Here is a 21,832-nt window from a genome sequence, read left to right on the forward strand (position 1 = left end):
TTTCAAATCTAAGATATTTTTGACAGTTGTAGCTTTATATATACATGGATACTAAATTTTTGATATTCTATTTATAACAAGAATATTTTAAAATAAAATATCCCATAAATCGAAATTTAAAATTTTCTCTTTATGAGATATCTGAAAGATTTTAAGCAACATCTAATTACACAGCTTCTATATACCTTGCTTAAATCCTATATTTTATTATAACTAATCAACTAAGTTTTTAGCTAATTTTTCTAATAAATCTTGTACATTTGTAACCATAGTTATAACTTCTAAGCTACCTCTATCTCTTAACTTATTAACTGCAAATTCAGATATATCTATAGTGTAGAAATGAACAGGTCTTACTTTTCCATCTACAACCCTATAAGAAGGAGTCATATTTCCTACAGCTATAGTATGAAGTTGAGTAGCTAAGCAAATTACTGTTGTAGCTTTTTTTACATGACTTCTCATAGCATCTTGTGCTTGATAAACGTCCCCATAAACTATTGGTAATGGTCCATCATCTCTTATAGATCCCCCAAGAACTATAGGTACATTATTTTTAACACAAGCATGGATTATTCCATCTTGTATATTTTCATTTTCTATTAATTTTTCTATAGATCCTGCTCCTCTAGCTTTATTTAATAAATCTAGATGGTGATAGTGTCCATTTTGTATAGATTCTTGTGTGTATACATGTTGTCCTAGTGCAGTTCCAAATACTCCTGCCTCTAAGTCATGAGTTGCAACTGCATTTCCACCTAAAAATGCATTTACATAACCATTATCTATTAATGATGCCATAGAATCTCTAGCTCCTTTAGCAAATACAGCTGCAGGCCCTAGAACCCATACTATGTATCCATGTTCTTTTTCATATTTTAATAATTCATATAAATTTTCATAATCTTTAGTGTAAGAAGTTTCTCTTGATCTTCCTGATCTAAATGCGAAAACATCTCCCTGAGCTTCTTCTTCTGTTTGGAATCCATTAGGATATAAGTAGATTCCATCTTTTGCATTTTCTGTTCTTCCTACTATAACTTTGTCCCCAACTTTAAGTCTTCTAAACTCTACTACATCTATTTTATCATCGTTAGTTATTATAGGTACGCAGTCCATTCTAGTTTCTTCAGCTAACACCCATTTTCCATTTACTTTAAAATATTCTGGGTAAATCGACATTGCATGATAGTTTTCTGGTGCTACACCATCTTTTTCTACAACTCCATAGCTTGCATCAGGAGCATTGACAAATACATCTTGTGTAAAATCTGGTTCTCTATATTCCCTTAATTTAAAAGACATCTTAAAACCCTCCATAATAAATTTTTATGCTTAAAAATTTCCCTTTGATATAATTATAACACTAAAATCCTATAATTTGGTAAAATAACGCCTACTTTAATGAAAACGTTATTTCAATGTCATTGTATTCTAATTGATTTACTTCATTTAATTCATTTAAAATGATAATCATTAAATCTGAGTTTAAAAATATATTCCCATTTAAATCTTTAATTTTCAAATTGTATTTGCTATATTTGTCTTCTGCATATTTGCTTATTTTGTCTTCAACTATTATATTAAAATTTTTATCTAAATAAACCTTAAATAACCATGGCATGGCTTTGTCACTTAAATTATTTACAAAGTAATCAAGTGATAAATAAACTTCATTGTCTTCCTCAATAGTTAAAAAATCTGGCGAATTCTCTATAATTTTATCTATAAATACATTATATCTTTTCATCTTTAACATACTCCTTTATAATTCTATTAAATTTATTTCAGCATCTTTATCTTTTATTAGGTTAAGTATTGCAATTGTAGTAGGTAATTTAAATCTCTTAGGTCCCGCTGATCCTGGATTTATATATAATATTTTATCTTTTATATAATTTTCACTTTTGTGAGAATGTCCATATATAACTATATCTACTCCAATTTTATTTAAATCCTTCTCAATAGTCTTTATATCATGTACTACATATATTTTGATACTACCAAATTGTATCAAAATATCTTCTCTAATACTTTCAAATTCAGCTTTTTTATCACAATTCCCTTTTATAAATTTAACATCAGAAATTTTTCTTAGTTCCTCTATAACTTCCATACTCCCAATATCCCCTGCATGTATAATTAAATCACACCCTTCAAAGTGATTTAAAACTTCTTTTCTTATCATACTATGCGTATCAGATATTAATCCTATCTTCACATTAACACCTTCTTTCTGCAAAACTATACCCCCTAAAAAATTAGGGGGTATTTATTATTCTTTAAAATCATAAAATAAATTTAATATATCTAAAAATATATTTATAAAGTCTAAGTATAAGTTTAAAACATGTATAGATAAGTCTTTGCTATCATTAATATTTCCACTTTCTATTGCATATTTCACTAAACTTACATCATATAGTATGTATCCACTAAATATAATTATACTAAATACAGTAACAGTTATATTAAATGCTCCAAATCCTATAAATGAAGCTATTATTGTAAATGGAATTAAAATTATTAATCCTACAAATAATGTATTTCCTAATTTTAGATACTTATCACTTTTTTCTCTTCTTGCTATTGTTGATAATACAAGAAATATTAAAGCTGTAATAAATAAAACACTTATTACAATTTCTTTGCCTAAGCTACCTACATACATCTGAATTATAGGGTATAAGATTATTCCATCTATAAAGGTAAATAAATATACCCAGTTCATGCTAAATCTATCCGGTATAATTCCTTTTCTAGAAACTAAACATAGTATTAAAAGTGCTACTACCATCACTACAACAATAATATTCGCAATCATAGCTACACTTTCAGGTACAAATGCTACTCCAAATCCATATCCTAAAAAACAAAATAGTATTGATATAGCTAAATATTTAAACACATCCGCTATCGGATTTTGAATTACTTTATTCATTTTTTTCACTTCCTATTTTAAAATTATAATATAATTATAACCTCATGTTATCCATTATTTGGTTAAATTATAGTTACAAAATAGTTTACTCAATAAGCTTTATATAATCATCATATCCCATTTCTTTCATTTTACTTTTAGGTATAAATTTAAGAGATGCTGAGTTTATACAATATCTAAGTCCCCCATGTTCTTTTGGTCCATCATCAAAAACATGCCCTAAATGAGAGTTTGCTTTGTCACTTCTTACTTCTGTCCTAAACATTCCATGAGAAAAATCCCTTTTTTCAATTATAACGTCCTCTTTTACTGGCTTTGTAAAACTTGGCCAACCACAACCTGAGTCAAACTTTTCTTTTGATGTAAATAATACTTCTCCACTGACAACATCTACATATATACCTTCTTCTTTGTTGTCCCAATATTCATTATCAAATGGAGGTTCTGTCTGATCATTTTGAGTTACCTCAAACTGAATAGGCGTTAATTTATTTTTTAGTTCTTCTCTTTTTTTATTATTTTTATCCCAGAAATTTTTTATAAAATCATATCTTCCTGATACCTTAAAATACATTTCATAATGTATTGGATTTTTTTTATAATAATCCTGGTGATATTCTTCTGCTGTATAAAAAGTTTCTGCAGGAAGTATCTTAGTTGCTATTTCTTCTTTAAAAATCCCACTTTCTTGTAATTCTTGTTTTGATTTTATAGCTTCTTCTTTTTGTTTATCATCGTGATAAAAAATTGCAGTTTTATATCTATTTCCTCTATCATTAAATTGTCCTCCACCATCAGTTGGATCTATTTGTCTCCAATATATTTTTAATAATTCATCATATTTAACTAATTCATCATCATATGTTAACTGTATTGCTTCTAAATGTCCTGTATTTTCTGAACATACTTCTTCATATGTAGGATTTTTTGCATATCCTCCTGTATAACCAGCTACAATTTTTTCAATTCCTTCATACTTACTAAAAGGTTTAAACATACACCAAAAACATCCACCTGCAAAAGTCGCTAATTTTTTCATGTTACTACCTCCAACTTATTTATTTATATATATATTCCCTGTTTTTACAAATCATAATCGCTTATAGATTTGTATACCCACTAAACTTTGTATTATAATAAATAAATATAAACTCAACTTAATTTGGAGGTGAGATTTTGAAAGATAAGTACATCATATATTTTATAAGTCGTACTAAAGATAATATGATTAAATTTATAGATAAAAATTTGAAACTTAATAATTTAAATGACTTAATTCCTACTCACGGAAATATATTAACTGCACTTTATGAAAGTAATGGACAGCTAACAATGAAAGAAATTTCAAAAAAAATAGGAAAAGATAAATCTACAGTTACATCATTGGTAAATAAATTAATCATTTTAGGATATGTAAAAAAAGATAAATGTTTAATAGATAAAAGAGTAACTTATATAAGCTTAACTGAAAAAGCATTAAGTATAAAAGACCGCTTTGATTTAATTTCTTCTCAAGTAAAAGAAACTGCATATAAAGATTTTACTAATGAAGAAAAAGAAGAATTTTTACGATTATTAAAAAAAATGAGCAAAAACTTCAAAGATGCAAATGAAAATTTATAGTTAAAAAGTAATAGATAGAGCTAACCTCTATCTATTATTTTTGTGATATATATAAATTTATTGTTTTTTATCTTTAATAACTAAATCTCCTAAAGAACTAATTTCTTTCATATCTAGATATATTCTATATAAACTTATCATTATTGCTTTTTCTAAATCGCTTTTTCTTGAATTAAAAAATACTTTATAAAATTCATATAAACTCTGATCTTTATATGTAGTTTCTTTAATTTCTGTATATAGTTTATTTACTAATTTAACTTCACTTTCTATTCCTCCACTTAAAAGTATAGAGAAACTTATATTTGTGAAAAAATCATTTTGTTTTTTTAAAATTTCCTCGATATTTTCTTCTTTTAGCTTATTATTTATAAAATTAAGTCTCATCCAGTAATCATTATTTTTAACAATTATTTTTTCAATATCTATATCACCTATGCCTTCTGAAGATATAAGTTTACATATTTCTTTATTAAAATTTATGTAACTATTTATTGTACTTTTCATATCATTATTAATTTTATACGGAAATACTAAATTTGTTATAACTACAGCAGACATAGATGCAAACAATATTAATATTACTCTGTATTCTAATAGAGTAAAAATTGTTGTATTTGGATAAATCAACTTAACTGCTGTTATAGCTGTCATAGTTATAAATATACATCTTATATTGTATTTTTTAATAGATATATTTAAATATAGTGATATCATAAATATGAGTATCATTAATGTCGAATTTCCATTAATTAATTTATATATTATTCCAAGTACTATAGCTCCTAAAATAGTTCCTATTGCTCTATCTATAGATTTTTTTGTACTTTCTTCTGCGTATGGAAGCAATACAACTGCCAGTGTATAAACTACCCATTTTCCTTCATATATATTAAAATAATCTACTATAAAAACTGCTATAGATATTAATATTGAAGCTTTTATAGCTAAATTAAATCTTAAAGAATCCATACTAAAATTATTGGTTATTATATTGATATTATTTTTTAATTTTTTTCTTATATTTATTTTTTTAGCTATAATTTCTATCTTTTGTTCATTATCTAAACAATTGTATAGTTCTTTAATAGCTATTCTTAAGCTATAATAATTGTATTTATCTATATTTTCGTCCATATTTTTTATATCTATTGATTCATCATATTTGCAAAAATTGTTTTTTAATTCATCTAAATTCAAATTACCGGAAACATATAAATTTATATCTTCCAAAACATAATTTAAATTACTAAATAAATCCTCACTATAACTATTACTTTTTATGTAATTTAAACCTGTATTTATTTTCTTTAATAAAATAACAATAATTTGTTTGTTGTATATACTTTTTTTTATTTTGTTTGATTTTTCTATAGAGTCATATAAATCTAATTCTAAATTTTTTAATAAAATATTTACTCTTTTATTTTCATTTTCTATGCATTCATTTTCTTTAATTAAATTTAACTGAGTTTTTATTAAATGTATTGTTTCATTAAGTTTTTTATCTGTAATTTTCTTAAAATTATATCTAGTAAAAACAAAGTATAAAAATAATATAACAGCTGCTGAGAATACTAATGCTAATATTCTTTTTGGCATTTGTTCTATAGATACAGGTGCATAAAGCAATAACACATAGAGCATCATAAAAGCATTACTTTTAGATCCCCTTATTTCACTACTTCCTATATAATAAACTGAAAAGCTTAATATAAATGTAGTAATTACTGCATAAATTGAGCTGTAATTTGCAATATAAGCACAGCACCCTATAATTATCTGTGCTAAACTCAATTTTAAAAATGTACGAGGTATATTATTTGTGTGATTTTCACGAAGCATAGTTATAGCTATAGTAATCGAACCAATACCAATTAGTATATTATCCTTACCAAACATATAAAATGACATTATTGATATTATAGCTATTAAAAATACAGCTATATTCATTAATTGTTTTTTCATCTTAAATTCCATCCTATATTTTAAATTTTTATAAAATATTACCTATTTTATGTGTTTTTGAATTTATATTCATTTATACCCATTGTGCGTAATAATCATTCTAAATTATTTGCACAATAATAAGTATATATTACTTTCTTACTTGTAAAACTATTTTATATGCTATAAAATTAGTAAAAATAAATCTAGTTAACAAGGGAGTATATGAATATGAGTATAGAAAATAGAAAATTAGATAAAATATTAGATTTTAACAGAGCTTTTATTCAAAATAAAGAGTATGAAAAATATGAAACATCTAAAGACCCTGATAAAAAAATAGTTATATTATCTTGTATGGATACAAGACTTACAGATTTACTTCCAAAAGCTTTGAACTTAAAAAATGGAGATGCTAAAATAATAAAAAATGCAGGTGCTACTGTTTTACATCCTTTTGGAAGTATAATGAGAAGTATTATAGTTGCTATTTACGAATTTGAAGTCGATGAAGTTCTTATAGTTGGTCACGAAGGCTGTGGTATGTGTAATCTAAATACAGAAAATCTTATAAATAAAATTATAAATAAGGGTGTATCAATTGAAACAATAAATACTCTTTCTAACTCAGGAATTGACGTAAAAAAATGGCTTCATGGATTCGAGTCTGTAGAAGACTCTATAATAGATAGTGTTAAAATGGTTAAAAAGCATCCTTTAACACCTAAAGATATGATAGTTCATGGTTTAGTTATGTCTCCTAGTACAGGTGAACTATCTATAGTTGTAGACGGTTATAAAAACAAATAGGTATATCAGATTATTAGATTTTTTACCATTTACAAATTTTAACATTAGGAATATAATAAAAGTGTTCATTATATTTTTAATACATGAACATTGTGTGATATATAAAATATCATACTCCTGACTTTGTTTTATTTTATTTGTTTGTTAAAAATATCTTATATAGGTCTTTCTATATAAGAAAAAAAGAAGACATCTTTTAGGTGTCTTCTTTTTTTAAAGTATTACTTGAGTTATGTTTCCACTACTATCTTCAACACTTATTATATCTAAATCTTTAAAGTTTCTTGAAAGCCACTTGATTTCCTTCATAGCTAAACTCACCTCTTGTGATGACAAATTTCCTATAAAGTACTCTTCTCTTTCTTTTTCATATTGTTTGTCTGAAAGCCAATTTCTAATAAATGTAAATGCAAAAGTATTAGGTATATTACTCATACTTGCTCTTTTTGATTTTGCAGGCTTTGAAACTATCCTCATATATACCTCCATATTAAATAAAGCTTTTAATAAATTATATTTATTAAAAGCTATTAATATCACTTTATTATTTTAATTATATATCTTCTATATGCGTACATTTACCTCTACCATTTTCCTTTGATATATATAATGCTTTATCTGCTAAATTTATAGCATTTCTTATATCTTTATTTGAATATATTGTTGAAATACCTATACTTAGACTAATATAACTGCCTGCTTTTGAATATTCATGTTTTATCTTTTTATCTGAAATGTTTTTAAGTATTCTTTCTGCAAAAAACATAGATTCTTTTTTTATAGTATTTTTAAGAACGATACAAAATTCTTCTCCTCCATATCTAAATATCATATCGCTTTTTCTACAACTGCTTTTCAATACTTCAGCTATAGATTTTAAGACTTCATCTCCATACTGGTGCCCATAATTATCATTATATAATTTAAAATAGTCTACATCTATCATCAAGATCGATATTGGAAGATCTTTATTTTTCACATTTTTTTTGCATAGTTCTAAATATCGTCTATTATACACATTACACAATGGGTCTTTCATAGATTCATATTTAGATTTTTTCATTTTTTTATATACTAAAACAATAATTCCAATTAAAAATAAATTACTAAAAATTATTAACATACTAGTGCTTCTCATAATACTTATATCTTCTTCTTCTTTAATCTTATTGTTCAAATGAAACTCATATTGTTTATTATTTATCTTTGACGTATCTAATTCATTTTTATAAAACTTTTGTACTAATTTATCATATTCCTTATGTTGTTTTAATTTTTTATAAATCTCGATTCTTTCTTTTATAGAAAATTGACATGTATATATATCCCCTTCTTTTTTACCATACTCCTCTAATTGCTCAAAGTATTCAATAGTCTTATCAATATCTCTAGTTTTCTTAAAGTACAATGCATATGCTCTAGTTTTTAACATTTTACTTTCAGTATATCTAATAACTGTATTTTCTTTTTCTAATTTATCTATTTTCTTAAAGTAAAAATCAATCTTACTAAAGTTATTTTTGTTTAATTCTTTTATTATCAAATCTGAATAATACATTATTAACAAATCATCTTTATGAGATTTAGGCAAGTAATCAATAAATGGTTCAATTTTAGATAAAATTAAATTATATTCATTCATACTTCCAACTTGAAAATAAATTTCTGCTAAATTTAGTAATGCATAAGTCTTTATTCTAGCATTTTCAGTTTTATTTTTATTAAATGAATTTATTATTTTTATAAGTGATTCAGTACTTTTTATATACTCTCCCATATGTCTATATGCTATAGATGAATTTATCTCAACCTTATACTTATTTTCTTTGCTTACATATTTTTCAGCTTCTTCATACATAAGTATCGCACTTACAGTTTCCCTCTGAAATGTATTTATAATTCCTAAGTAATTGTATAAATCAAATTTATCTGATTTATCTAATCTATTAAATATTTTTTTATTTTTTTCAATTTGTTCTAATTTTTTTTCTGCTAGATCATATTCTCCTTTTTGTATAAGAGCATTTGCCTCTTGAATTTTTATTTTTTCTTCCTGTTTAAAATTATTTAAATTATTTATTTTCATTACAAAAACTAATAAAATTACTACAAATGCAAATACCATTATATAATTTTTCTTAATTTTAAAATTCATAAATCACCCCATAGACCCTTTATTTAATTCATTTTTATTTATATAAAAATTTTATATCTATAGTATATATCTTTATTATTCCACATAACTTTATTATTTTAAAGTTTACATATATTATTATATCTTATTAATTTATGCTATATTTGTAAATTTACGAATATATTAAATTTATTTTAAATATTATTTAATATAGTTTTTAAGCTATAAAAAATTTTTAGGGGGAAATTTATGTTAGAAGTATTTAAAAGAGATTTAAGTCAAAACAATAAAAAGCTAAGAAAATCTGGTTACATTTTAGGATTGATTTATGGTCCTAATCTTGACCAAGACATCCCTATTCAAATACCTAAAACTCCTTTTTTAAGATTTGCAGAAGATAATAATGACCTTAGTGTTGATTTACTATTAGATGGTGAAATTAAAAAATGTATAATAACTGAAATTCAATCCCAACCTGCATTTGAGGGCTATACGCATATAAATTTTAGATGTATCGAATAAAAAAAAAGACTATCTTAATAGATAGTCTTTTTTTGGCTATATACATTTAAGTAATAAATTACATTAGTGACTGCTCTTTTCCACAAGCTTTACATCTTCTCATTTCAACTATGCTCTCTTCGTTATTTTCATTGATATTTTGGTATGTTACTATAGTATGCTTTCTTTCTTTTTCACAGTTACTACAAAAAACTGATTCTTTTAACTTTCTAGTTTTTAAAATTTCCATCTAAATAAACACCCTTTCCTCAACAAATTTAACTCTATCTACCATTATTGTTATAAGTGTGGTTATTTATACATAATAAGTAAAATTAACATAAATGTATATTTTTTAAAACTCATTTCTAACTATATAATTATATATAGCTCCTATCTGCCCTGAATCATTAAAAAACTTACAAGGTCCAATATTCCATTTTTTATATAAATTTTCAATTTTACCAGTTTCTTTTATAAGTTCTATAGAAAGTCTTTTCATCTCTGATTTTAAATCGTCTATAAAAATAGGTTGATTGCTTATCCCTCCACCAATAAGAATTTTTTCTGGATCAACTATAAACCCCACATTGTAAATGCAAATCGCTACTCTTCTTATCCAAATTTTATATAATTCTAAAACTTCATTATCCTTATTTTGAATCATATCAAATACAGAAACTCCGTCTAAACTTTTAGAATTTACTCCCTTTTTATTAGCTATTTCTCTTACAAATGATACAGTTGAACTTGTTTTATTCAAAGTTTTCAACCTATATTTCTCATGTATATTGTCTAAAATCATGTATCCAAATTCTCCTGAGAAGTAATTATTTCCACTTACTAACCCATTATTTATATACAAAGCTCCACCTATTCCAGTTCCTAATGTAATACATACGAAATTCTTACATTCAGCTGCATTTCCAACCCATTTTTCAGCTAATAGCGCACAATTTGCATCATTCTCTACTTCTACTGTTTTACCTAACTCTTTTTCTAAAATATATTTTATATTTATTTTATCTAAAATCCGTATAGATCCTCCATCTTGTATATACCCACTATTAGGATTTACACATCCTGGTACACTAAGACCTACTCCATCTACAGGCCCACATTCATCCATTATTAACTTTATTGATTTTATAAACTTTGACATGTCATACTTAGGTGTTTTTATTTTATTTTTACCTTTTTTCACTTCATTTCCATATTTATCATAAACTCCATATTTTATAGAAGTTCCTCCAATATCTATACCTAAATAAGTGTTCAACTGTATCACCTCCCAATTAAAATAATTCTTTTTATATAATTAATTTTATCATATTTTTTTCCCAATATATGTAATATGGTTTTTAAAAACTACTTTTATACTGTATACTGATTGTATAATTATAAATTTATGAAAGGAGTTGTAATTTTATGAAAAATCTCAAATTCAAAAATCAAATTTTACTATCAACTTATATAATAATTTTATCTTTTTTACTTTTAAATATAAAGTCTGTTGGGAATATGTTTCTTCAACTAATTTCTATATTAAAACCTTTTATAATAGGTATAGCGATAGCATTTTTAATAAATATACCTATGAAGTTTTTCGAAAAGAAAATTATAAAACCCTATTTAAAAAAGACAAAGTTGAAAAATCCGAAAACATTAGCTAGAGCACTGTCTCTTTTAATTACTTTGCTTATTTTATTTATATTAATAAATTCATTTGTAAACTTTGTAATTCCTCAATTAGGTAAAAGTACTTCTAGTTTAATAAGTGCAGTTCCTCAGTATATAGATTCATTAGAATCTTATGCTACAAACTATTTTTCCCATATAAATATTCCAAGTAGTATTCATGCTAATATTTTATCTGGGTTGGATAAGATTTCGAGTTTTGTAATTAAATTTGCAAACTATTTTATATCAAATATTTTAGGATTTACTGTAGGAGTTACATCTGCTATAACTAATTTTGTTATAGGCTTTATAATTGCAATTTATATACTTTTAAGTAAAGAGAAGCTTTTACTTCAGTGTAAAAAATTTACTTTCGCTTTTTTAAATGAAAAATATGCAAATAAGTTAGTAGAAATATCTCATTTAGTAGAATTTAAATTCTCTAAATTTATAGCGGGACAATGTATGGATGGTGCTATATTAGGTATTTTATGCTTCATAGGTATGACTATATTTAGTATGCCTTATGCATTACTTGTTAGTACTATAGTTGCGATAGCCGCTTTAATACCTATATTCGGAACATTTATAGGAACTGCACTTTCAGTTTTTATTATATTTATGGTTAAACCTATAACGGCATTATATTATTTAATAATGATGCTTGTAATTCAGCAAATTGAAGGTAACTTAATATACCCATTTGTCGTAGGTAACTCTATAGGGCTATCATCGTTTTGGATATTAGTTCCTATCTTTGTAGGTTCTTCTATGTTTGGTGTTTTAGGTATTTTAATAGGAGTTCCTCTTTTTAGTGTAATTTATACTCTATTATCTAGATATGTAAATAAAAGGATACAAGAAAAAAATATTAATATATAATAAAAAAAGATGACTAAATGTCATCTTTTTTTAAGCTGATAAAATTTCTTTTAATGCATCATATGAAAAATCTATTATTTCTGAACAACTAACTTTATTTTTCTTTAAATCTAAGCATATCTCACTATTATATTTATCTCTAACTCTATTCATTAATTCTCTTGAATACGCTCTAGCATCGTTTGTTTGAGAGCTATCTTCTCTTCCCTTTATATATCCTAATACTAATACAGCTGCATTTACAGCTCCACATAAACTTCCCACAGTAACTCCTGTTCCCATTCCACTTCCTAGTGCAACTGGAATATCAGTGTTATGTTCTTCATTATATGACTTTATTATGGCCTCTGCACATGTATATCCTTGTTTATGGTATTCTGATGGTTTTGTCATTTTATTATCCTCCAATTTCCTATATTATTCAAATAATCTATATTATTATCTTTTCAACTTAACTTTTCATTAAATAATATTACCCTATTTTTAATAAATTATATGTGATAATATCACATTAATAGTTTATTATCCGAATAATAATTTTACCATATTTTAGATAAATTGTCTGTCCTAAACTCTCTTGGATTGCTACTTTTGAATATTTTCCAACTCAGCTATTATCTTGTTTACTATAGGCTCAAACACTAATTTAAGATTTTTTTCTTCGTCTACTGTATTTCCATCACTTATATTACTTATGCTATTTATCATAGGCAATTCTGCTAATAATTTTAAATTCATTTCTTCCAAGAACTTATCAGTATTTTCTCCATTGAATAATCTTATTTTTTTATCACAGTCAGGACACGTTATATAACTCATATTTTCAATAACCCCTAGTATATTAATGTCCATTTTCCTAGCCATATTTACAGCTTTTGAAACTATCATCGAAACAAGATTTTGTGGTACCGAAACCATAACTACTCCGCTTATAGGAATTGAGTTCATTACAGTTAAAGCAACATCTCCTGTCCCTGGCGGCATATCAATTACTAGATAATCAAGTTCTCCCCAAAGAACATCTTTCCAAAATTGTTCAACAACCCCTGAAATCATAGGTCCTCTCCATATAACAGGATCACCTTCATTTTCCATAAGAAAATTTAACGACATAACTTTTATACCGTCATTTGTGTTAACTGGTAAAATCATTTCTTCTGTCATAGTTGCTTTTTTTTCACTAACTCCAAGAAGTCTAGGGATACTAGGCCCTGTTATATCTGCATCTAAAATCCCTACTTTATATCCTAATCGGTTTAGCTGTTTTGCTATAATAGCAGAAATAGAAGACTTCCCTACACCTCCTTTTCCACTCATAACCCCAATAATTTTTTTCACATTATTCAAATTATTATTTTTAACTCCACAATTGTTTTTGTCTTTTGTACATCCGTTATTAGATGGACATGTTTTGCACATTGACATAATTTCATCCCCTTACATATAATTGGCATTTGCTAATTTAATTTTACTTATATTTTCATTTATTGTCAAATGCCAATTATAAAGCATTCCTTATACACAAAAAGGAAAAATACAAATTTTAAATTTTTATATTTTTCCTTTTCAGATTTTTATATTTTATATTTAATTTTTCTAAACTTTATATTTTAATATTGTTATTAACTAATATAAAATAAATTGTTACACAATAAACATTTAAGATAATTCTAATTTTTGTTTTTTGCTATGCCCCATTTGTTCGATATTGCATTTTCTAATCTTAAGCATAGACCAGTCCATGTTTTGTCTTCCATATTTAAATGTTTGTTTCTAAAGTTAAATTCAAGTATGTTCTTTATCATTTTATCTATTTCAATACCCAAATTCTTCTCAAATTCAGGAAGTTCATCTTCAAAAGGTTCAGCAATTTTTCGCATTTCAGGTAAATTTATATATTTAATTTTACCTGATGTGTTTATATATTCTCCAATCCATTCACTAACCCCCGGTATATCAGTAGTTATAACATTACACCCACTTGCTAAAGCTTCTATAACTACTAAAGGTAACCCTTCAAAAAATGATGGGAGCATAAATATATGAGTTTTTCTAAGTATTTCTGCTAATTCATTTTGTTTTACTTTTCCTAAAAACTTTATATCAAATTTACTTTCTTCACTAAGCTTTTTAATAGAATTAAATTCTTTCTCATTACTTCCATCCCCAACTATATTTATTTTTATAATATCTTTTTTATAACTTATATAATTTAGTGATTTTATTAAAGACTCCATGCCTTTTAATCTGCAAATTTTACCTGCAAAAGTAATATTGATAATATCATTATCTATTTCTTTATCAAAAAATATATTTTCATCATATCCACTTCCAAGAGTACATACTTTATCCTCACTTAGATTAAATATATCTTCAATCTCTTTCTTTTGCTCATTGTGCAACGAAAATATCATATCTAAGTTACATATATTTTTTTTTATATAACTACTTTTTAATTCATTGCTTTGAAATTGCTTTAAACATGTTCCATGGCAAATTCCTACTACAGGTATATCCTTTATAATTTCCCTTACAAATGCAGTTATTAAATATAAATGATGACATATTACTAAATCAGGTTTTATATCTTTAATAGCTTCGTCTATCCTTTTTTTAAATGCATCCTTTAATTTAAATACCATATCTTCGCTCATATTTTTGTATAAAGTACTATTATATGGCATGACATCACTCATCCCTACAACGTTAAAAGGGACCTCTTTTGTATTATAAGTTACAGGGTAAAATTTTATATCTTCCCCAAAGCATTCTTTTGGGTCATCAGCATCTATTCCTGCTATTACCCCTTGATTATATCCCATCTTTTTAAACCCTTTTATCATTCCACTCATGTAAATACCACTACCTGTGCTATTTGGTTTTTGTGTTATTATATGTAGTATTTTCATAGTTCTCCCTTCAATTGTCACCTAAAATCTATATCTAAATATATACAAGAAGAATCATCATTTACTTTAAATCTTGGAAATCTAGTTGTTGAAAAATCTTCTGATTCTATATTTCTGAGTTTAGAGTAAATTTCTCTTGCTCCATATTTTTCCACCTCATTTATTAAGTTTTCCTCGTCTATGGTTTTATATCTATCACTAATACATGAAAACCCATCACTTGTAAGCATTATTTTTATATTATCATTTATATCTATAAATCCATTTATAGCGTTGTCTATAGCATTTTCATCAAAATCTAATATCCAATATCCATCTTTTGTATTTTTTTTCAATCTATTGCTTATTATTGTACTCATCACACTATTTTTTATTTCTTCAAATGTAAGCCTGTCTAAATTAGGTAGTTTTTCCATTTCATCGTAAACCAATTTATCTAAAACACATAAAGTTCTATCTTTTATTACAGAGTTTTCATTTCCTAATTTAAAATAAAATGTACAATCTCCAAGTAAAAAATACTCTAGTTTATTATTATAAAATTTTATAACTGCAATAGAACTAGATGGAGTATCTAACCTCTCAATATCATTCTTATCAACTTTTTTATAATATTCATCGCTTATCAATTTAACTCCACTAAACATCAATTCTTTTAAAGTCATTTCATTATGTATGTTTTTGTGTAAGTAATTATTCCACCAGTTTACATACCAATTTGCATCGCTTTTACATGAAATTAGGTTTTTATTATTTAGCCCAGTAGCTCCATCTAAAACCCACGCTCCAAATGGATTAAATCCTATTATATCTTCATTGTATTTTGCACTTCCTTGATAGCATAAAGTGTCACAAACCTTTATTTCCATATCATACCCTCCGCGTATGGCATATATATATTACCATATTAATTTTGAAAAACTTGTCGAAAATTATATAAAAATTTCACTTTATATATGTATATACACTAATACCCAAATATCTTACTTTACTTAAGTTTATTCTCCATTAATCGATAAATTCCCTCTATATATTTTTTAGACACTTCTTTACATTCAGAACATAGCATATTCATTCAACATCATTTTAGTAAAAATCATTTATTTAAACGAAAAAAGATACCTCAAAATAAGTACTATAATGTTTACTTTGAGATACCTTATATATTTTTATTTAAAATATTTAACTCCACTTTCAAAAATCTTTTGATCTTTTTCACCTATGATGTTTTTAACAACTTGGTCTCCAACTCTTTCTGAATGCCCCATTTTCCCAAATACTCTTCCATCTAAACTTGTTATACCTTCAACTGCATATGTTGATCCATTTGGATTAAACTCTATATCATAAGTTGCTTTTCCTTCAAAATCTACATACTGAGTTGCAATTTGTCCATTTTGTATTAATTTTCTCATTACATCTTCACTGGCTACAAATCTTCCTTCACCGTGTGAGATTGCTATACTGTGAATGTCACCAACTTCTGTATCATACAACCAAGGAGATTTATTAGATGCAATTCTTGTATTAACCATTTTAGCTTGGTGTCTTCCTATCTTATTATAAGTTAGAGTTGGGCAGCTTTCATTTATATCTCTTATTTCTCCATAAGGCACTAATCCTAATTTTATAAGAGCTTGGAACCCATTACATATACCTAACATTAATCCATCCTGATTGTTTAAAAATTCATTTATAGCTTCAGCAATTTTAGGATTTCTAAATACAGTTGCAATAAATTTACCTGATCCATCTGGCTCATCTCCTGCACTGAATCCACCTGGTAACATTATTATTTGAGATGATTTAATTTCTTCTACCATAGTATCTATAGAGCTTTCTATATCTTTATAAGTTAAATTTTTAAATACTTTAACTGATGTTTTGGCTCCTGCTTTTTCAAATGCTCTTGCTGAATCATATTCACAATTAGTTCCAGGGAAAGCTGGTATAAATACTTTTGGTTTAGCTAAGCTTATAACACTATTTCTTCTTTCTTCAGTGCTTAAAAAGTTTATAGTTTCTATTTTTTCTTTTATTTCTTCAGTTTTAACAGGGAATATACTTTCTAAAACACCGTTATACTTATCATATAAATAATCTATATCTATGCTTTCATCTTCTATGATTATATTTTTTTCTTCTATAGTGTTTCCTAATATTTGATAATTGTATCCATCCAACTCTTTCAATAACTCGTTTATATCTATATCATTTCCTTTTAATTCAAGAATCATATTTCCATAAGATGAATTAAATAACAACTGATCATTTATATTATTTTCATTATTAAATTTAAATCCAACCTTATTTCCAAAGGTCATTTTACTTATAGCTTCACTTACCCCTCCATAACCTACTGAATATGCAGAAAGTACTTTTTTATTTTCTATAAGCTCTGTTATTTTTGAAAGATTTTTCTTTAATTCTTCAAAGTCTATAACTTTATTTTCCAACACATTTGTTAATAACATTATTACTGTTGAACCTGATTTTTTAAATTCTGGGGATAACACTTGTTTTGCATCCACAGTATCAACAGCAAATGAAACTAGTGTTGGAGGTACATCTATGTCTTTAAAAGTTCCTGACATGCTGTCTTTTCCACCTATTGCAGGTATTTGTAATTTGTTTTGAGCGTAATATGCGCCAAGCAATGCTGAAAATGGTTTCCCCCACTTATATTCACTTATCCCCAGTTTTTCAAAATATTCTTGTAGAGTAAGTCTTATAGTGCTAAAGTTACCCCCAATAGCCACAACTTTACACACAGATTCTACAACTGCATAAAGCGCACCATGGAATGGACTTTCTTTTCCGATCTTCGGGTTATATCCATATGTCATTATTGTAGATGTATTAGTCTCTCCATTTAAAACAGGTATTTTGGCAACCATACCTTGAGCTGGAGTAGCTTGATACTTACCTCCAAATGGCATCAACACAGTATTTGCTCCTATAGTATTATCAAATTTCTCAACAAGACCTTTTTGTGAGCAAACATTTAAATCAGTAATATTATTTATAAATTTATCCTTTAATCTACATTCACTACTTATTGCTATTTCTAAATTTTCTTCTGCTTTATATAAAGACATATTCTCAACATTTCTTACTTTTATATTTATTTTTTGTTTTACTCCATTCGTTTCTATAAAGTCTCTAGACATGTCTACTATAGCTGTTCCATTCCAATACATTCTAACTCTGCCGCTATCACTTACATTCCCAACATGAGTAGCTTCTAAGTTTTCCTCTATAGCCATTTCTATAAACTTATCTATATTTTCTTTTTTTATTGCTACAGCCATACGCTCTTGAGACTCAGATATAGCTAACTCTGTCCCATCTAATCCATCATATTTTTTAGGTACTAGATCTAAGTTTATATCTATGCTTTCTGCTATCTCTCCAATTGCTACACAAACTCCACCAGCTCCAAAGTCATTACATCTTTTTATCATTTGTGCAACTTCTTTGTTTCTAAAAAATCTTTGTATTTTTCTTTCATTTGGTGCATCACCTTTTTGAACTTCTGCACTACATGTTTGTAAAGATTTTTCACTGTGTTCTTTTGATGATCCTGTAGCTCCTCCGCATCCATCTCTTCCAGTTTTTCCACCTAATAATATTACAGCGTCTCCATTTTGAGGAGTTTCTCTTATTACATTTTCTTTTGGCGATGCTGCAATTACAGCCCCTATTTCCATTCTTTTAGCTACGAAATTCTCATCATAAATTTCTGCTACTTGACCTGTTGTAAGTCCAATTTGATTTCCATAAGAGCTATACCCATTAGCTGCTTCTGTAGTTATTTTCTTTTGCATTAACTTTCCTGACAATGTATCTTTTAATGATGTTCTTGGATCTGCACTTCCACTTACTCTCATAGCTTGATAAACATAACTTCTACCTGATAAAGGATCTCTTATAGCTCCTCCTAAACAAGTAGCCGCTCCTCCAAAAGGTTCAATTTCTGTAGGATGGTTGTGTGTTTCATTTTTAAACATTACTAAATATTCTTCTTTTTTACCATCTATATCAACATCAACATTTATACTACAAGCATTTATCTCTTCACTTACATCTAAGTCTTCTAATTTGCCACATTTTCTTAATTCCTTCATAGCAATTGTTGCTATATCCATTAAACAAATATCTCTATCTGTTTTTCCATATACATAATCCCTTGATTGTAAGTACATATCATATGCTTCTTTTACAACATCAGTGTACTTGCCTTCTTCTATAACTACATCCTCTATTTTAGTCATGAATGTAGTATGTCTACAGTGATCTGACCAATAAGTATCTAATACCTTTATTTCAGTTATAGTTGGATTTCTTTTTTCTATATTTTTAAAATACATTTGCACATGCTTTAAATCTTCAAATGTCATAGCAAGTCCTATAGAATCCATAAATTCCATTAAATCTTCATCACTTAAGCTTATAAATTTATCTATAGTTTCTACACTTGTAGGTATTTCAGTTTGTATTTTTAATGTTTCAGGTTTTTCTAAGTCAGCTTCTCTACTATCTACTTGGTTTATGCAATATGATTTTATTTGTTTAAGATCTTTATCTGTTATATCTCCACTGATTATTACTAGCTTTGAAGTATTTATTATAGGTCTTTCACCTTCATTTATAATTTGAATACATTGAGCTGCCCAATCAGCTCTTTGATCATATTGTCCTGGTAAATATTCTATTGCAAATACTTTATCATCTGTATTTATGTTTACTTCCTCTTGATATACATTATCTGTATTAGGCTCAGAGAATATGTTTCTAACTGCTTTTTCATATACTGATTCTTCTATTCCTTCTATATCATATCTATTTAAAAGTCTTAGACTTTTTATTCCATCTATATGCAAACTCTCCTCGATTTCACATTTTAGATGTTTTGCTTCTAAGTCAAATCCTTGTTTTTTCTCAACTAATATTCTTTTTACAGTAGATTTCAAACTATTACTAGTAGTCATAGTATACCCCCATAATTTTTATTTACTGATTGAGCGCTCGTTGTGTAAATACTTGTTTCCTTCACACGACGTACTTTGTACGTAAGTGTTTCGTCAACAAGTATTTACACAACTTCGCTAACTCCAGTTTATAAGTATATTTATACTAATTTGATAATACTCCAATGTCAGTTCTGTAATGCATGCCTTCAAATTTTATCTTTTCTATGTTTTCATAAACTTTTTTACTAGCTTCTTCAAGTGAGTTTCCTTTTGCGCTAATTCCTATAACTCGACCACCATTAGTAACTAGTTTATTATTTATTATTTTAGTTCCACTATGGAATATAACTATATCTTCATCCACTTTATCAAGGCCTGTTATAACCTTACCTTTTTCGTAACTTTCAGGATAACCACCTGATGTTAACATCACACATACTGCATTTTTTTCATCATACTTTATGCGAATTTCATTTAGTTTATTTTCTAAAATAGCTTCTATTATTTCAATTAAATCTGTTTCCAATCTTAAAAGTACTGATTGTGTTTCAGGATCGCCAAATCTAACATTATATTCTAATACCTTTGGTCCATCATCTGTTATCATTAGTCCTATAAATAAAATACCTTTATAGTTTAAGTTATCATCTTTAAACCCTTTTAATGTTTTGTCTAAAACTTCTTTTTTTACTATATGAGATAATTGCTCATCGTATATATTACTTGGAGAAAATGTACCCATTCCTCCTGTGTTAGGTCCTTCTTCATTGTTATAAACTTTTTTATGATCTTTAGCACTTTCCATAGGTACTATAGTATTACTGTCAACAAACGCTAGTATAGATGTTTCTATTCCTTTTAAAAACTCTTCAATAACTATTTTTTCTCCAGCGCTCCCAAATTTCTTGTCACTCATCATTTCTTTTAAAGCTTTTATACCTTCTTCTTTATCCTTGGCTATTACAACACCTTTACCTGCCGCTAAACCATCAGCTTTTATAACTACCGGATATCCAAATGAATCAATTTCATTTATAGCTTCATCTAAGTCCATGTATTCTTTAAATTTTGCAGTTGGAATATCATGTTTGATCATAAACTCTTTTGAAAAAGCTTTACTACCTTCTAACATTGAGCACTTTTTATTCGGTCCAAATATCCTTAAATTTTCTTTTTCAAACTTATCTACTATTCCATCTACTAATGGAACTTCTGGTCCAACTATAGTTAAATCAATTTTATTTTCTTTAGCAAATTTATATAAATTATCAATATCATTATCTTTTATATTTAAACACTGAGCTATTTCACTTATTCCTGAATTACCAGGAGCGCAGTAAATCTCATCAACCTTTTTTCCTTTTAACAAACTATAGCAAATCGCATGCTCTCTTCCACCTGATCCTACAACTAAAACCTTCATGTATTTACC

The 21,832-nt window shown here is 26.5% G+C and carries 20 protein-coding genes; 4 read left to right on the top strand and 16 right to left on the bottom strand.

All coding sequences use genetic code 11. The features are described 5' to 3' along the window. Positions 1–213: 213 nt before the first annotated feature. From ACN6I1_RS13230 to msrB, 5 genes are all read right to left on the bottom strand, one after another. Positions 214–1,305, bottom strand: coding sequence for an amidinotransferase (locus ACN6I1_RS13230; RefSeq protein ID WP_021428242.1), 1,092 nt, complete (start codon positions 1,303–1,305; stop codon positions 214–216). 91 nt (positions 1,306–1,396) lie between these two features. Then, complete coding sequence (locus tag ACN6I1_RS13235; protein WP_419742181.1) at positions 1,397–1,750, bottom strand: hypothetical protein; 354 nt, start codon at positions 1,748–1,750, stop codon at positions 1,397–1,399. A 15-nt stretch (positions 1,751–1,765) separates the two neighbouring features. Beyond that, positions 1,766–2,242 carry a metallophosphoesterase family protein gene (locus tag ACN6I1_RS13240; RefSeq protein ID WP_419742182.1) on the bottom strand — a complete coding sequence of 159 codons (477 nt, stop codon included), beginning with the start codon at positions 2,240–2,242 and terminating at the stop codon, positions 1,766–1,768. Between the two features lie 33 nt (positions 2,243–2,275). After that, positions 2,276–2,941 (bottom strand): Bax inhibitor-1 family protein, encoded by a 666-nt coding sequence (locus tag ACN6I1_RS13245; RefSeq protein WP_021428253.1) that lies wholly within the window; start codon positions 2,939–2,941, stop codon positions 2,276–2,278. A gap of 85 nt (positions 2,942–3,026) precedes the next feature. Beyond that, complete coding sequence (msrB, locus tag ACN6I1_RS13250; RefSeq protein ID WP_419742183.1) at positions 3,027–3,980, bottom strand: peptide-methionine (R)-S-oxide reductase MsrB; 954 nt, start codon at positions 3,978–3,980, stop codon at positions 3,027–3,029. 137 nt (positions 3,981–4,117) lie between these two features. Between msrB and ACN6I1_RS13255 the strand changes: the two genes are divergently transcribed. After that, on the top strand, positions 4,118–4,564 hold the full coding sequence (locus tag ACN6I1_RS13255) for a MarR family winged helix-turn-helix transcriptional regulator (protein ID WP_021431635.1): 447 nt from the start codon (positions 4,118–4,120) through the stop codon (positions 4,562–4,564). A gap of 57 nt (positions 4,565–4,621) precedes the next feature. Here the strand turns inward: ACN6I1_RS13255 and ACN6I1_RS13260 are convergent, their stop codons facing one another. Continuing rightward, on the bottom strand, positions 4,622–6,532 hold the full coding sequence (locus ACN6I1_RS13260; protein WP_419742184.1) for an FUSC family protein: 1,911 nt from the start codon (positions 6,530–6,532) through the stop codon (positions 4,622–4,624). 210 nt (positions 6,533–6,742) lie between these two features. Between ACN6I1_RS13260 and ACN6I1_RS13265 the strand changes: the two genes are divergently transcribed. Next, entirely contained in the window at positions 6,743–7,321 is a 579-nt protein-coding gene (locus ACN6I1_RS13265; RefSeq protein ID WP_419742185.1) for a beta-class carbonic anhydrase, read from the top strand. Between the two features lie 213 nt (positions 7,322–7,534). Here ACN6I1_RS13265 and ACN6I1_RS13270 read toward each other — a convergent pair whose 3' ends face one another. After that, complete coding sequence (locus ACN6I1_RS13270) at positions 7,535–7,798, bottom strand: hypothetical protein (protein WP_035117623.1); 264 nt, start codon at positions 7,796–7,798, stop codon at positions 7,535–7,537. Positions 7,799–7,874: 76 nt separating this feature from the next. Then, a complete protein-coding gene (locus tag ACN6I1_RS13275) occupies positions 7,875–9,476 on the bottom strand; it encodes a diguanylate cyclase (protein ID WP_419742186.1) in 1,602 nt (533 codons plus the stop codon). 228 nt (positions 9,477–9,704) lie between these two features. Between ACN6I1_RS13275 and ACN6I1_RS13280 the strand changes: the two genes are divergently transcribed. After that, positions 9,705–9,977, top strand: a complete 273-nt coding sequence (locus tag ACN6I1_RS13280; protein ID WP_142729632.1) for a hypothetical protein — start codon at positions 9,705–9,707, stop codon at positions 9,975–9,977. Positions 9,978–10,035: 58 nt separating this feature from the next. On the opposite strand, the gene ACN6I1_RS13285 is transcribed toward ACN6I1_RS13280, so the two are convergent. Next, positions 10,036–10,206: a hypothetical protein gene (locus tag ACN6I1_RS13285; protein WP_021428360.1), complete on the bottom strand. Its 171-nt coding sequence runs from the start codon at positions 10,204–10,206 to the stop codon at positions 10,036–10,038. A 105-nt stretch (positions 10,207–10,311) separates the two neighbouring features. Then, positions 10,312–11,235 carry an ROK family protein gene (locus ACN6I1_RS13290; RefSeq protein ID WP_419742187.1) on the bottom strand — a complete coding sequence of 308 codons (924 nt, stop codon included), beginning with the start codon at positions 11,233–11,235 and terminating at the stop codon, positions 10,312–10,314. 149 nt (positions 11,236–11,384) lie between these two features. Here ACN6I1_RS13290 and ACN6I1_RS13295 point away from each other — a divergent pair, with 149 nt between their 5' ends. Next, complete coding sequence (locus ACN6I1_RS13295) at positions 11,385–12,518, top strand: AI-2E family transporter (RefSeq protein WP_419742188.1); 1,134 nt, start codon at positions 11,385–11,387, stop codon at positions 12,516–12,518. A 30-nt stretch (positions 12,519–12,548) separates the two neighbouring features. Here the strand turns inward: ACN6I1_RS13295 and ACN6I1_RS13300 are convergent, their stop codons facing one another. The 6 genes from ACN6I1_RS13300 to purD all read right to left on the bottom strand — a co-directional run bounded on the left by ACN6I1_RS13300 (position 12,549) and on the right by purD (position 21,823). Further along, on the bottom strand, positions 12,549–12,911 hold the full coding sequence (locus tag ACN6I1_RS13300; RefSeq protein WP_419742189.1) for a C-GCAxxG-C-C family (seleno)protein: 363 nt from the start codon (positions 12,909–12,911) through the stop codon (positions 12,549–12,551). A gap of 192 nt (positions 12,912–13,103) precedes the next feature. Then, the gene (locus ACN6I1_RS13305) at positions 13,104–13,943 is read right to left on the bottom strand and encodes an Mrp/NBP35 family ATP-binding protein (protein WP_419742190.1); all 840 of its coding nucleotides are present in this window, start codon (positions 13,941–13,943) and stop codon (positions 13,104–13,106) included. 245 nt (positions 13,944–14,188) lie between these two features. Beyond that, on the bottom strand, positions 14,189–15,427 hold the full coding sequence (locus ACN6I1_RS13310) for a glycosyltransferase family 4 protein (RefSeq protein ID WP_419742191.1): 1,239 nt from the start codon (positions 15,425–15,427) through the stop codon (positions 14,189–14,191). A gap of 17 nt (positions 15,428–15,444) precedes the next feature. After that, the gene (locus tag ACN6I1_RS13315) at positions 15,445–16,296 is read right to left on the bottom strand and encodes a hypothetical protein (protein WP_419742192.1); all 852 of its coding nucleotides are present in this window, start codon (positions 16,294–16,296) and stop codon (positions 15,445–15,447) included. 300 nt (positions 16,297–16,596) lie between these two features. Continuing rightward, positions 16,597–20,418: a phosphoribosylformylglycinamidine synthase gene (locus tag ACN6I1_RS13320; RefSeq protein WP_419742193.1), complete on the bottom strand. Its 3,822-nt coding sequence runs from the start codon at positions 20,416–20,418 to the stop codon at positions 16,597–16,599. A 145-nt stretch (positions 20,419–20,563) separates the two neighbouring features. After that, positions 20,564–21,823, bottom strand: coding sequence for a phosphoribosylamine--glycine ligase (gene purD, locus ACN6I1_RS13325; protein ID WP_419742194.1), 1,260 nt, complete (start codon positions 21,821–21,823; stop codon positions 20,564–20,566). Positions 21,824–21,832: the final 9 nt, after the last annotated feature.

Origin of the sequence: Paraclostridium dentum, assembly GCF_048568265.1 — a bacterium.
Lineage (GTDB): Bacteria > Bacillota > Clostridia > Peptostreptococcales > Peptostreptococcaceae > Paraclostridium > Paraclostridium dentum.